Below are 12,827 nucleotides of genomic sequence, written 5' to 3'. Positions count from 1 at the left end.
CCGGGTCCTGCTCTGTGCGGGGCCCGGGTTCGACCACAAGGTGTCCGGTCGGTCACCATTCATACATGCCAGCGGCAACTGAGGAAAAATGTCTGAACATGCAGGAGGCCCGGTGACCGGCGACGCCGACCCGGACGATCCAGCGGCCGGACTCGACGGCGCTGACCTGGAAGAGATGGCGGCCGCGCACACCACGGCGGCCACCGAGGCTGCGCGGCGTCGGCTGACCGGCCTCGTCCGGACCAACTCACAGGTCCACGCCAGTCCGCGCCCTGGAGTGCGGGTCGGGCACGGCCAGAGCATCAGCGGGCGGGCCGTGCGGCGCGGCGACGTCATCTTCCGCGGTATGGCCGCCGGATCCGGCGGCCTCGTGCTGGTGATCATGGCCGCCATCGCCATCTTCCTGGTCTGGAAGGCGTTGCCGGCCATCACCGGCCCGAACAACGGCAATCTGCTCACCACCCAAGCCTGGAACTTCCCGTCCGACGATCCGAGCGACATCCCGACCTGGGGCATTGCCGCCTTGCTGTTCGGCACCGTGGTGTCCGCCCTGATCGCGATCGTCATCGGGGTGCCCATCGCCATCGGGATCGCGTTGTTCATCGCCCACTACGCCAAGCGGCGCCTGGCCACCCTGCTCGGTGGCGTGGTCGACCTGCTGGCCGCCGTCCCGTCCCTGGTCTTCGGCATGTGGGGCCTGTACTTCCTGGTGCCGTCAACCCGCGGGTTCCAGAGCTGGCTGTCGGAGTACTTCGGGTGGCTGCCCTTCCTGCACAACCGGACCGCGACGCAGGCCAGCCAGTTCGGTCAGAGCCTGCTCATCGCCGGCGTGGTTCTGGCCATCATGATCATCCCGACCGTCTCGGCCGTCACGCGCGAGGTCTTCCTGCAGGTGCCGGGGGAAACCATGGACGCCGCGTGGGCCCTCGGCGCCACCAAGTGGGAAATGGTGCGCGCCGCGGTGCTTCCGTTCGGTCGCGCCGGAATGATCTCGGCCGCGATGCTCGGCCTCGGCCGGGCACTGGGCGAGACCATCGCGGTGGCCCTGGTGCTCAACTCCGGTTTCACCATCAACACGCACATCACCGAACAGGGCGGCGACACCTTCGCCTCGACCATTGCGCTCAAGTTCGGTGAGGCGGCCTCCAACAACCTCGGTATCGGCGCCCTGATCACGGCCGGGTTGTTCCTGTTCGGCATCACCCTGGTCGTCAACTCGATCGCGCGCCTGGTGATCGCCCGGCGGAAGGAGTTCTCCTAGATGACGACGATCGCTCGTCCAACGGCCCGGCCGACGCCCTCGGCGCTGGTCGGAGCCCGGCTGCCGAAATCGGCGCCCTACCTGTCCGGCGCGGCCGGTGTCCTGCTGGCGCTCGCGCTGAAGGCCACCCTGGGCTGGACCGGTTGGTTGACCGCCTTCTTCTCGGCCGCGTTGTTGTTCGTCCTGCTGCTCACCGGCTGGTCGTTCGCGGTCGAGGGCAAGCGCCGGGCCAAGGACCGGTTCGCCTCGACGTTGATCTACTCCAGCTTCGTGGCCGCCGTCGTCCCGCTGGTCCTGATCCTGAGCTACATCGTCTACAAGGGTCTGCCGGCGTTCAACCTGAACTTCTTCACCCACTCGATGAACGGCATCACCGCCGACGAGCCCGGTGGCGGGGTCTACGCGGCGTTGATCGGCACTCTCGAGCAGGTCGGCCTGGCCGCTGTGGTGTCGCTGCCCATCGGGTTGTTCACCGCGATATATCTGGTTGAGTACGGCCGCGGCGTCTTCGCCCGGCTGGTCACCTTCTTCGTGGACGTGATGACCGGTGTCCCGTCCATCGTGGCCGGACTCTTCGTCTACACCTTCCTGCTCCTGGGCACCGACCACCGCCCGTTCGGGGCGGCCGGTTCGATCGCGCTGGCCATCCTGATGCTTCCGGTGGTCGTGCGCTCGTCGGAGGAGATGCTCAAGCTGGTGCCGCGGGAGCTCCGGGAGGCGAGCTTCGCGCTGGGCGTCACGCGGTGGCGCACCATCGTCAAGATCGTCGTCCCGACCGCGTTGTCCGGTCTGATCACCTCGGCCTTGCTGGCCATCGCCCGCGTCGCCGGTGAGACCGCGCCGCTGATCCTGCTGGTCGGATACGCCGACCGAATCAACGGCAGCCCGTTCTCCGCCGACCAGGCCGCACTGCCGATGATGGTCTGGGACCAGCTCGGCAAGCGCACCGGCGCGGGCGGCGCCTACGGTGATTCGCGGGCCTGGGGTGCCGCTCTGGTGCTCGTGTTGCTCGTGTTGATCCTGAACCTGGCCGCCCGCCTGCTCGCCCGCCTGGCCAAGCCCAAGTCCCGCTGACTCTCTCCACCGAATACGAAAGGGCCTGCCGCACATGGCCAAGCGCATCGACGTCGAAAATCTGAATGTCTACTACAGCGATTTCCTCGCGGTCGAAGGGGCCTCGATCAACATCGCACCACTGACCGTCACGGCGTTCATCGGTCCCTCCGGTTGCGGCAAGTCCACCTTCCTGCGGACCCTCAACCGGATGCACGAGGTGATTCCGGGCGGCCGCGTCACCGGCCGGGTCGAACTCGACGGTGAGGACCTCTACGGGCCGGGCATCGATCCGGTGAACGTGCGCCGCACCGTCGGGATGGTGTTCCAGAAGGCCAACCCGTTCCCGACCATGTCGATCTACGACAACGTCATCGCGGGGTACAAGATCGCCGGGACGCGAAAGTCGAAGAACGCCTTCGACGACATCGTCGAGCGTTCGCTCCGCGGCGCCAACCTGTGGGAGGAGGTCAAGCACCGGCTGAACCGTCCCGGGGCCGGCCTCTCCGGCGGTCAGCAGCAGCGACTGTGCATCGCCCGGGCCATCGCCGTCGAGCCGGAGGTGCTGCTGATGGACGAGCCGTGCTCGGCCCTCGACCCGATCTCCACGCTGGCCATCGAGGACCTGATCTGCGAGCTGAAGACCAGCTACACGATCGTCATCGTCACCCACAACATGCAGCAGGCGGCCCGCGTCTCCGACCGCACCGCCTTCTTCAACCTGGCCGGGGTCGGCCAGCCGGGCAAACTCGTCGAGTACGACGAGACCGCGAAGATCTTCTCCAACCCGGGCCAGAAGGCCACCGAGGACTACATCTCCGGCCGCTTCGGCTGAGTCAGGGTCTCTCTGGCCGCACGAGGGGTCGGGGGTCGAGCGGCACGTCGAGGGGTCGACCGGAATGATATTTGCGCTCCCAGGCCCTTTGGGCGTGAATATCATTCCGGTCGACGGGCCGTTTCGGGGGCTTTGGCCCACGCATGCGTTTGTCCCCATGTTGTGAGTGATCCACATATTCGGTGGCGCGCTGGAACGGACGGCCCGCCGGGCTGACGATCCACGTCATGCTCGATCGTCTCCCGCCGGACCTTGCCGCCCTCGCCGCCTCGCAGTCCGGGGCATTGCTCGGGTCGCAGATCACGGCCGCCCTCGCACCCCGAGGCCCGCAACGCCTCGTAGCCGGCGGCGTCGTGAAGAAGCTGTGGCACAACGGATACGCTCCAGTTCCGGTCCCTCGTTCCATGGATGGGCGCGACCCGGGCGGCCCGGACACAGACGCCATCCGGCGCTTGCCGTGGCCCGATCCGCACGTCCGCCTGGCCGCCGCCGCCCTGACTCTGAGGTATCCGGTGATCGCCTGCTCCAACACGGCGGCGCAGGTGCACGGGTTCGACCTGACCGGCGACGAGCGCACTCACGTCCTCGCGGTGCAGGATTTCGCCAGCCATCTCGACGGTGTCGTCAAACATCGGATACACCCGGTGCGGCCGACGCCCGTCATCGCTGGATGCCGAGTGACCGATGCCGCGGAAACGGCCGTGCGCATTGCCGCCAGGGCCCGTCGCCCGGAACACATCCTGGCCGGGCTCGACGCGGCCATGAGGTTCGCCGGAGTCGACGTCGACGACTTTCGTGCGGTGGCCGACGATCTACGAATTCGGGGAATTCGTCTCGTGCGCGAGGTGCTGCCGTACGCCGATCACCGGGCCGAATCGCCCGGTGAATCCTGGTTGCGGTGGGTGTGCGTCGAGGCCGGATTCCCACCGCCGACCCCGCAGGTCTGGGTGACGGCGGGGCCAGGGCGGCAGTATCGCGTCGATCTGGGCTGGGACGGACTCAAGGTCGCCTGTGAGTACGACGGCGTCGAGTTCCACACCGGCGCCGCGTTGACCAGAGATCGCCGGAAGTACAACGATCTACGGGACCTGGGCTGGTTGGCGCACGGGGTGACGAGCTCGATGATCTGGGACCACCGGCCGACGCTGGTCAGACAAGTGGGCGCGATGTTGAGCATTCGCGGCGCTGAGTCCGCGTCCCGCTGATCATCCGTCGCTGATCGACATCGACTGGAATGATATTCACCCGTTTCCGGCTACTTCCGGTGATTATCATTCCGGTCGATGCGCTGAGGGCCGGGTCCGGGCCGGCGACGCTGAGGGACGGGCTCGCGAGGGGGAGCGGCTCAGCGTTCGGGCGGGGTGAAGGCGGTCGGGGTGGTGTCGCCGCCGACGTTCTCTCCGGTCACCAGGAACACCACGCGTCGGGCGACGGCGACGGCGTGGTCGGCGAAGCGCTCGTAGAAGCGGCCCAGGAGCGACAGATCTACGGCCGGCTCCACGCCGTGGGTCCAATTGGGCGAAAGCAGCGCGGCGAACATCTCCTGGTGCAGGTCGTCCATCAGGTCGTCCTCGGACTCCATCACCCGGGCGAGCTCGATGTCACGCTCCTGCAGCACCTTGCCGGCCTGGTCGGCCAGGTGCACCCCGACGCGCCCCATACGCTCGAAGATGGGGCGGACCTCGGTCGGGATGACCTGCGCCGGGTGCCGGCGTCGGGCTGCCTTGGCCACGTGGATGGCGAGGGCGCCCATCCGCTGGAGGTCCGCGACGATCCACAACGCCGAGACGACGGCCCGCAGGTCGGAGGCCACCGGCGCCTGAAGGGCAAGGATCTCGAACGCGACGGTCTCGGAGCTGGCACGCATCTCATCGAGCTGGACGTCGGTCGCAATGACCTTCTCGGCCAGCGCAAGGTCGGCCGTCAGCAGTGCTTTGGTGGCGTCACGCAGAGCGTCACTGGCCACTTGGCACATACGGGCCCCGTGGTCGCCGAGGTCGTTGAGCCGGATCTGATAAGCCTCGCGCATGTACAGAGGATAGATCGGCGGGCACGTTACTTGTCGCACTTCGGGTGGATTGCCGGTGAACGGCATGTGTCCTGCGGTTCAATTGCGTCTGACCCGGGCCGATCCGTCCGCCTGCGATCGGTCGTTGCCGGGCCCGGCACACGGAATGGTGGCCCATCACGGGCCCCTTGTGACGAGTCAGCTAGACGCGGATGCTTGTGCCGGCATCGACCGACGCGAGGTCGGCGGATCCTTCCGAGCCGCTCGACGACCGTGTGGCCTCCGCTGTGGTGCTGATCGAGAATCCGGTGCTGACGGCGGTGGCCAGCGACACCGGCGGCCGGTCACCGACCGGCACAGCCTTGTCTTGCCGGGTCGGTCCCGATCGGTTTCATGCGCAACCCCCTAGCGACGACGCTCGTCGAGGACCTGGTGTTGATCGCCCGGCAACCCTGCTCGCGGAACCCGCGCGCCGGTCGGGCGCCGGCGCAGGCCTTCGATCAGCGGGCCGGCGACAGCGTTCCGGTTGTTCACGACGAAGGCGGGCTTCATTCGCACCAGGAGACGGATTCAGAGAATTTGCTCGAACAGCATGACCCGAAGTGCGCTGCCGGCGGCCGTCAAACCCAACGTCAGGCCGGTCCGGCCGAGGATGCGCGTCTCGTTACCCCGGTGCGACCGAAGGAATCCGATGCTTCCGGCGATAATCGCGGGCCGAGCCCAGTCAGGGGGAGAACCGGAACCCAGCAGAAGATCACGGCAACGGACCGGCACACGATGGCGATGTTTGCATCAACACGCCGGCCGGCCTCTTCCGACTGCCGGGAGCAGACGTCGAACGCTGGCCAAGACCGCCACAATGCCGAGTATCACCCCGATTTCAGCGCAGAATCCTGCGGTGATGGCGTCATCCGACAGGACGCCGGTCGTGCCGTGCACGGCGACGTAGACGCCGCGGTAGTACAGCGAGCGTTCGATGAGAAGAACGGCGATGACGCTTCCGCCCGAGCAGAAGCCAACTTCCGAGCAACGGCAACAGTGGTGCGGCCCTCTGCTGCACCGCCTGACCCGGTTTCGACCATTTATGGGCGATATTCCACTCTTCTGCTCAGTTCGGATCGCAGCGGGACATTGCTGGAGCGGTGAATGTGCAGACCGGTGAGATCAGGCGGCTCGATCACGGTGCCGTGCGGACCGCCGACCGGAGTGGCCGGCGTGGAAATGGAAGTGCTGCCCCGGGGACGGGTCACATATCGCCACGACGACAGCCTGCCGGCCTCGTTGTCGAGGCGTCTAGATACAGGTGCGGGCGCCGGCATTGACCGACGAGAGGCTGGTGGTGCCGGAGGTCGCGGTGCCGGACGAGCTGGCCGCGGTCGTGTCGATGGACGGGCCGGTGCTGACCGCGGTGGCCAGCGAGGCCGGGGCCTGGGCGCCGACGGTCACGGCATCGATCGCCCCGGCGTAGGACGCACCGAGCATCAGCCGGACCGTCGTCCCGAGCCCCGGGGTGACGACCAGGGTCGACCCCGGAACGGCGGCGGCGACGGTCAGCGCGGCCGCGCGGTTGGTCGGGGCGTAGAGCACGGTCGTGCCGGACTGCGTTCCCTTGTCCGGCTTGAACAGCTGATCGCCGGTCACGTTGAACCCGACCGCGTTCAGCTTCTGCTGGGCGGTGGTGGCCACATTGGCCTGCCCGGTGACGTTGTAGACCTCCAGGTCGACCTTGGCCGGGCTGACGGTGATCTTCAGACTGGGGGCGGCCGTGGTCGGCGCCGGCGTGACCGGGGTGGGCTTCGGCTTGGCCGAGGTGGTGGTGATCTCGCCCGGGAGGGGCAGGTCGTTGACCAGATCGTCGAAGATGGCCGGGGCCTTGCTGGAATCCACGTCGAGGGCGCCCGACACCTTCGTGCTCGGCACGGTCGGGAGGGTGTAGAACGTGACGTGGGCCGGATCCAGGCTGCCGAGCGAACCGGCCAGCGTGACCAGGTTCTCCACCGTGACGTTGTCGGTGAAGGTGTTCTTGGTGAAGGCCTGCAGGAAGTTGTCCAGCTTGGACGGGTTGAGCAAGGTCCCGGCCGCGGTCACCTGACGCAGGATGGCCGACAACACGATCTGCTGACGGCGGATGCGGGCCAGGTCGGATTCGGTGTCGCCGACGACGTGGCGTGCGCGGACCAGGTTCAGTGCCTGCTCCCCGTGAATGGTCTGAGTGCCGGTGTTCGGCACGACCGTGCCCAGTTCGGTGTCGATCACCGGTCGGCAGACGTTGACGGTGACGCCGCCCAGGGCGTCCACCATCGACTGGAACCCCTTGAAGTCGATGCCGATGACGCGGGTGATGCCGAGCCCGGTCAAGGTCTGCACGGCGGTCACCGTGCATTTCGGGCCGCCCACCGAGAATGCGCTGTTGATGTGGTACGTCTGGCCGGGGCTGATGTCGTTGCTCTGGTCGGAGTATTTGTTGGTGCCGGCGTTCCAGAGTTTGCAGGACGGGGCCGGGATGATCAGATCGCGGGGGATCGACAGGATCGTCACGTGCTGCCGGTCGCCGGAGATGTGCGCCACCATCAGCGTGTCGGAATTGGCGACCCCGTTGCTCGTGGAGGAGTTGGAGTCGCCGGCGTTCCCGTTGCCACCGGCCCGGGTGTCCGAGCCGAGAAGCAGGATGTTCTCGGCGGCGTAGGTCGTCTTCGGCGGGGCCGCCTCGGTCGTCTTGACGCCGTTGGAGTTCGTGTAGGTGGTGGCCGCGGTCCGGGCGGCCGAGATGTGGGTGTCGGTCAGGTTCACCGCGGCGACCTTGTTGGCTGCGAGCCCGGCATCGGCCCGATCCTTGATCTTCCACTCGACTCCGACGCCCAGCAGCGTGATGAAGGCAACCAGTGCGGCCACCGTGCGGCTGGCGTACAACAGTCCGCGTCGCCGACGGGGCGGCGGATCGGAATGTTCGAGCCTCTTGTTGCCGTCGACGGGGGGCGGCGGGTCGCCGGCCGTTCCGGCCGCAGCCGCCAGCGGAACGAACGAGACGACCTCGGTCGGATCGGCAGCACTGCTCCGCTGGAGCGCCGCGCGGATCGAGTCGGCTTCGGCTTGCTCGGCCGTGGTGCCGACCATCTTGGGGATGAAGTCGGTGCGGGGGTCGTCACCCAGATCGCGAATGGGAGCCGGGTCGTTCGGCCCGATCCGGGGCGGTAGGACCATCGTCGCTTCGGCTGCCGCGACGTTCACCGGCTGCGGGGTGATGACTTCCGCAGCCGTGGGCGGTGGCCCGACGGGACGGGTCACCCAGGCCGGCCCGACCGGCACCGTGACGCCGGCCTCCGGCGAGGTGCCACCGGCGGGTTCGGCCGCCGGAGACGTGGCGGCCGCAGGTTCGGCGGGTAGGGATGTGGCGGCCGGCGCGGCAGTCGGGGGAACGGTGGACGCCGACGGAACGGCTGCGGCCGGCGCCTGATCGCCATCGGGTTCGTCGCTGGTCAGAGCGGCGATCAGGTCGCTCGCCGAGACACTCTCGCCGGTGTCGGACTCAGCCTGGCGGCGGCGGCGACGGCCGGAGGGTGCGTCTTCCGCGCCGCCCAGTCGGGCCAACAGATCATCGACCCTGGTTGCGTCGAGCGAATTCTGATTCCAGCGTCGCGGCCGCTCCCAGGGGGCTGACGGGGTCGAGGCGGCGTCGGGCGGCGGCGATGCGGCGTGGCTCGGCGGCGAACCGGCCGGTCCGGATGGGCTGGTTCCGTCGCCCGCGGTACTGCCGTCGCGCGGCTCGTCGCTCACGCGACCTCCTTGTATTCGGTGTTGCTGGTCCTGGGTGGAACTGGATCGACGCACCTGCGCCTCAGCGTGAGATCGCCGAACGGCCGATACTGATCGTGATGCTGCCCGTCCTTGCCCTTGTCGAGCAAACCGTCCATCCGGTTACGGTGGGCAGTCCGACCGCGGGGGTGGCTGGGTGCTGGCCATCTTAGGGTCACGCCCTGTGATGGCCCCTTGCACCAGGTATACCCGGTCGCCGAGGAGCGCACACCGTAAAGAGACGTCCGGTCGCGGCGGGGGTTGCGCTCCTGGCGGTGGTCGATATGTCCGGGTTCCCGGTTCTGTCTATCGCAGGCAGATCGCCGGGAACCGCACCTGACCGGCGTCGATCGTCAGGTGCAGATCGGTGAGATCCGTCCCGGTGATCCGGTCTCCGGTGTAGATCCGGATCAACGTGGGCAGCGCGTACGCCGTCCCGGCCATGGTCCCGCTGCTCGGGTGCCACTGCGGCGCCGCGGTCAGCCGGGCGTACACCGGTTCCAGTTCGATCGTCGTGGTGGCGACCGGACAAGCCCTCTGCTGGGCGGTCTGCCCGGAGCTGACCAGTGCTTCGAGCACCTGCTGCTGGGCCGCGACCTGCTTCCCGGCCGTGGCGTTGAATCGATCGATGGCCGCCCGCACCCGGGCCAGTGGGGTGGAGTCGTCGGCGGGGGCCGACGACCGGGCCGATGGCGGCGGAAAGGCCGATGGCGGCGGAAAGGACGACGAGGCTCCGGACGCGGTCGTCGCCGAACCGGCGCAGCCCGCGAGCAGGCCGAGCATGATCAGGGCAACCGCGGGTCGCCCGCCGCGCCGGGGCATCAACCGCCGCCGGCGTCCAACTCGGCGTCGGACGGCACGATCATCTCGTCCGGATCGTCGAGCCACCCGTAGGGCAGCACCACGCGACCCTGCGGGGAGCCCTGCCGCCCGCGCGGTCCCTCAGCGGCGTCCGGGAACGGCTGGTCGAGGTCGAGGCGGGACAGCAACTCGCTGAGCTGGTCGAGGCTGGACACCATGCCAAGTTCCCGCCGGATCTCCGAACCGGCGGCGAAACCCTTGAGATACCAAGCAATGTGCTTGCGCAGATCGCGGATTCCGCGTTCGGGGCCCATCTCCAGGCCCAGCAGTTCGGCGTGCCGGGTCAGCACCGCAGCGACGGCGCGCAGGTCGGGTGGGGTGGGTGCGGGACGGCCCTCGAAGGCCGCCGCCAGTTCGGCGAACAACCACGGGCGGCCCTGGCAACCGCGGCCTACGACCACACCGTCACAGCCGGTCCTGGCCATCATGTCCAATGCGTCCGAGGCTCGGAAGATGTCACCGTTGCCGAGCACGGGAATGTCGGTGACGACCTCCTTGAGCCGGGCGATGGCGGACCAGTCGGCCTGGCCGGAGTAGTGCTGGATGGCAGTCCGGCCGTGCAGCGCGACCGCGGCGATGCCGGACGCCTGCGCGATCCGGCCGGCGTCGGCGAAGGTGACATGGTCGTCATCGATCCCGATCCGCATCTTGATGGTCACCGGCAGGTGGCCGGCCTCACGGACCGCAGACTGCAGGATCGCCTCGAACAGCTTCCGCTTGTAGGGCAGCGCGGATCCGCCGCCCTTCCGCGTCACCTTCGGGACGGGGCAGCCGAAGTTCAGGTCGATGTGATCGGCGAGGTCTTCCTCCACCACCATTCGGACCGCCTGCCCGACGACCACCGGGTCGACCCCGTAGAGCTGCAGCGAGCGTGGCTGCTCCTGCGGTCCGAACCGGATCATCTCCATGGTCTTCCAGTCGCGCGCGACCAGCGCCCGGGTGGTGACCATCTCGCACACGTAGAGGCCGGCGATGGTCTCGGTCGCCGTCGGGCGCAGTTCCGCGCCGGCGTCACCCGGGATCCGTTCCGAGGATCGCGCGGCTCCGAACTCGCGGCACAGACCCCGGAAGGAGGTGTTGGTGATGCCGGCCATCGGGGCCAGCACGATGGGCGGCCATACCTGGAACGGGCCGATCTTCAGCACGTCGGCGGTCGGGACAACCTCGGGGCCGGCGGGGGCGGTGGCGGTACTCACGGTGCCCATTGTCCCGTGTCTTTGCCGCCGTCCCTGCATCGTCGGTCTGGATCACCCTCGACGCCTGCTCGGTGGCGACCCGGCAGAGTGATCGGGCAGAGTGTCCGGGTGACCACTCCCACGCTCGGAAAGCTCGATCTCGTCCCGGCCAGCGCCGATCACATGGCCGCGCCGGTGGCCGCCACCCTGGAGGGTTGGGCCGGTCCGGCCGTCTACACGGCGGCGATCGACCCGGAGCTGAGCGACACCGCAGCGTTCTGCGCGCACTACGACGTCGGGCTGGACGTGTCGGCGAACTGCGTGATCGTCAGCGGCAAGCGCGACGGCGAGCTGCGCTGGGCGGCGGTGGTCGTCCTGGCCAGCACCCGGGCCGACGTCAACGGTGTGGTCCGCCGGCTGGTCGACGTCCGGAAGGTCTCCTTCGCCTCGATGGATGACGCGGTGTCACTGACCGGCATGGAGTACGGCGGCATCACTCCGATCGGCTTGCCGGCCGGGTGGCCGATCTTCATCGATGCGGCGGTGACCACCGCCGGCCTGGTGATCATCGGGTCCGGCGTGCGCTCGTCGAAGATCGCCATCGACGGCGCCGCGCTGGCCGACCTGCCCGGGGCCCGGGTGATCGACGGCCTCGCCCGCTGATGCCGGCGGGTGAGTGTCCGCGCTCCGCGCAGGGCACACGGCTCCGCGCCCGTCACACGGACACGAGCCGGATCGGGGTGACGAGCGGCCGGCTACCGGTCGGCGATGGCGGGCCGCACGTGCTCGCCCAGGAGCGCGATGTGATCGAGGTCGTGCAGGTCCAGGACCTGTAGGTACATCCGTTGGGTACCGGCCGCGGCGAACGCGCCGAGCTGGTCCAGCACCTCGGCCGGTGAGCCGGCCAGTCCGGTGCTGCGCAGTTCGTCCAGGTCGCGCCCGATCGCGGCCGCGCGTCGGGCCAGTTCCTGCGGGTTCGAGCCGCAGCAGACCGGCAACGCGGCCGAGTAGACCACGTCACCGGGGTCGCGCCCGATGGCTTCGCAGGCGGCGCGGACGCGGTCGTGGCCGGCCGTGGTCGCGGCGAGATCACTGAACCCGACGTTGAAATCGTCGGCGAAGCGGGCCGCCAGAGCGGGTGTGCGCTTCGGGCCGTGGCCGCCCAGAACCAGCGGAATGCGCGGACGACCGTCGCGGCCCGTCTGGATCGGCTTCGGTAGACCGGGAGCGCCGGCCAACTGGTAGTACCGGCCCTCATGGTCGAAACGCTCACCGATCGGGGTTCCCCACAGGCCGGTGAGGATTTCCAATTGCTCGGTCATCCGGTCGAACCGCTCGCCGAACGACGAGCCGAATTCCACGCCGTAGGCCCGGTGTTCCGCTTCGTACCAGCCGGCTCCGAGGCCGAGGTCGAGGCGTCCGCCAGAAATGTCGTCGATGGTCGCGGCGGCGATGGCCAGCATGGACGGGTGACGGAAAGTGGCTGCGGTGACCAGCGTGCCGAATCGGATGTCCGGTACCGACGAGGCCAGGGCACCGAGGCTGACCATCGAATCGGACGGGCCGGGCAGCCCGTCACCCGCTCCCATGGCCAGGATGTGGTCGGAGCGGAAGAAGGCACTGAAACCGCCGGCACGGGTGGCCTGCGCTACGGCCAGCAGGTCGGCGTGCGACGCACCCTGCTGAGGTTCGGTGAAGATGCGGAGATCCATGGGGCGCAGCCTACGGCCGGTCGAACGGACCCCGGTCGGGCGCTCCGGTGCGTGCCGGGGGCACCGCGTGAAGCGTGGGTCCGAACCGAATCAGTCGCGATTCCACGCTGAAACCTCCGAAATGGGGGAA

11 protein-coding genes are annotated in these 12,827 nt (G+C 68.6%); 6 read left to right on the top strand and 5 right to left on the bottom strand.

Features of this window, described 5'->3' with window-relative positions; all coding sequences use genetic code 11:
- Positions 1-112 precede the first annotated feature (112 nt).
- The 4 genes from pstC (at position 113) to BLS97_RS04725 (ending at position 4,354) form a co-directional block, all read left to right on the top strand.
- Entirely contained in the window at positions 113-1,261 is a 1,149-nt protein-coding gene (gene pstC, locus BLS97_RS04740) for a phosphate ABC transporter permease subunit PstC (protein WP_231988355.1), read from the top strand.
- Positions 1,262-2,335: a phosphate ABC transporter permease PstA gene (gene pstA, locus BLS97_RS04735; RefSeq protein WP_090474820.1), complete on the top strand. Its 1,074-nt coding sequence runs from the start codon at positions 1,262-1,264 to the stop codon at positions 2,333-2,335. It begins immediately after the preceding gene.
- 34 nt (positions 2,336-2,369) lie between these two features.
- Positions 2,370-3,149: a phosphate ABC transporter ATP-binding protein PstB gene (pstB, locus tag BLS97_RS04730; RefSeq protein WP_090474819.1), complete on the top strand. Its 780-nt coding sequence runs from the start codon at positions 2,370-2,372 to the stop codon at positions 3,147-3,149.
- Positions 3,150-3,376: 227 nt separating this feature from the next.
- Complete coding sequence (locus BLS97_RS04725) at positions 3,377-4,354, top strand: hypothetical protein (protein ID WP_157695187.1); 978 nt, start codon at positions 3,377-3,379, stop codon at positions 4,352-4,354.
- Between the two features lie 140 nt (positions 4,355-4,494).
- On the opposite strand, the gene phoU is transcribed toward BLS97_RS04725, so the two are convergent.
- Positions 4,495-5,178, bottom strand: coding sequence for a phosphate signaling complex protein PhoU (gene phoU, locus BLS97_RS04720; RefSeq protein ID WP_090474817.1), 684 nt, complete (start codon positions 5,176-5,178; stop codon positions 4,495-4,497).
- Positions 5,179-5,550: 372 nt separating this feature from the next.
- On the opposite strand from phoU, the gene BLS97_RS22655 reads away from it, so the two are divergent.
- A complete protein-coding gene (locus BLS97_RS22655) occupies positions 5,551-6,303 on the top strand; it encodes a hypothetical protein (protein WP_157695186.1) in 753 nt (250 codons plus the stop codon).
- Between the two features lie 147 nt (positions 6,304-6,450).
- On the opposite strand, the gene BLS97_RS04715 is transcribed toward BLS97_RS22655, so the two are convergent.
- The 3 genes from BLS97_RS04715 to dusB form a co-directional block, all read right to left on the bottom strand.
- On the bottom strand, positions 6,451-8,931 hold the full coding sequence (locus tag BLS97_RS04715) for an LCP family protein (protein WP_090474816.1): 2,481 nt from the start codon (positions 8,929-8,931) through the stop codon (positions 6,451-6,453).
- Positions 8,932-9,255: 324 nt separating this feature from the next.
- Entirely contained in the window at positions 9,256-9,732 is a 477-nt protein-coding gene (locus BLS97_RS04710) for a hypothetical protein (RefSeq protein WP_157695184.1), read from the bottom strand.
- A 38-nt stretch (positions 9,733-9,770) separates the two neighbouring features.
- Positions 9,771-11,015 carry a tRNA dihydrouridine synthase DusB gene (dusB, locus tag BLS97_RS04705; RefSeq protein ID WP_090474814.1) on the bottom strand — a complete coding sequence of 415 codons (1,245 nt, stop codon included), beginning with the start codon at positions 11,013-11,015 and terminating at the stop codon, positions 9,771-9,773.
- Between the two features lie 99 nt (positions 11,016-11,114).
- On the opposite strand from dusB, the gene BLS97_RS04700 reads away from it, so the two are divergent.
- Positions 11,115-11,648, top strand: coding sequence for a YbaK/EbsC family protein (locus tag BLS97_RS04700; protein WP_231988353.1), 534 nt, complete (start codon positions 11,115-11,117; stop codon positions 11,646-11,648).
- A gap of 92 nt (positions 11,649-11,740) precedes the next feature.
- On the opposite strand, the gene BLS97_RS04695 is transcribed toward BLS97_RS04700, so the two are convergent.
- Positions 11,741-12,697 (bottom strand): LLM class F420-dependent oxidoreductase, encoded by a 957-nt coding sequence (locus BLS97_RS04695; RefSeq protein ID WP_090474813.1) that lies wholly within the window; start codon positions 12,695-12,697, stop codon positions 11,741-11,743.
- Positions 12,698-12,827 lie beyond the last annotated feature (130 nt).

The organism is Nakamurella panacisegetis (genome assembly GCF_900104535.1).
In the GTDB taxonomy this organism is placed as follows: Bacteria; Actinomycetota; Actinomycetes; order Mycobacteriales; family Nakamurellaceae; genus Nakamurella; species Nakamurella panacisegetis.
Note: the sequence above shows the minus strand (reverse complement) of the source record. Positions and strands in the feature narration are given on the sequence as shown.

Coding starts and splice junctions, on each gene's coding strand:
- pstA (WP_090474820.1), top strand. CDS start 1,262: ATGACGACGATCGCTCGTCCAACGGCCCGGCCGACGCCCTCGGCGCTG.
- pstB (WP_090474819.1), top strand. CDS start 2,370: ATGGCCAAGCGCATCGACGTCGAAAATCTGAATGTCTACTACAGCGAT.
- BLS97_RS04725 (WP_157695187.1), top strand. CDS start 3,377: ATGCTCGATCGTCTCCCGCCGGACCTTGCCGCCCTCGCCGCCTCGCAG.
- phoU (WP_090474817.1), bottom strand. CDS start 5,178: ATGCGCGAGGCTTATCAGATCCGGCTCAACGACCTCGGCGACCACGGG.
- BLS97_RS22655 (WP_157695186.1), top strand. CDS start 5,551: ATGCGCAACCCCCTAGCGACGACGCTCGTCGAGGACCTGGTGTTGATC.
- BLS97_RS04710 (WP_157695184.1), bottom strand. CDS start 9,732: ATGCTCGGCCTGCTCGCGGGCTGCGCCGGTTCGGCGACGACCGCGTCC.
- dusB (WP_090474814.1), bottom strand. CDS start 11,015: ATGGGCACCGTGAGTACCGCCACCGCCCCCGCCGGCCCCGAGGTTGTC.
- BLS97_RS04695 (WP_090474813.1), bottom strand. CDS start 12,697: ATGGATCTCCGCATCTTCACCGAACCTCAGCAGGGTGCGTCGCACGCC.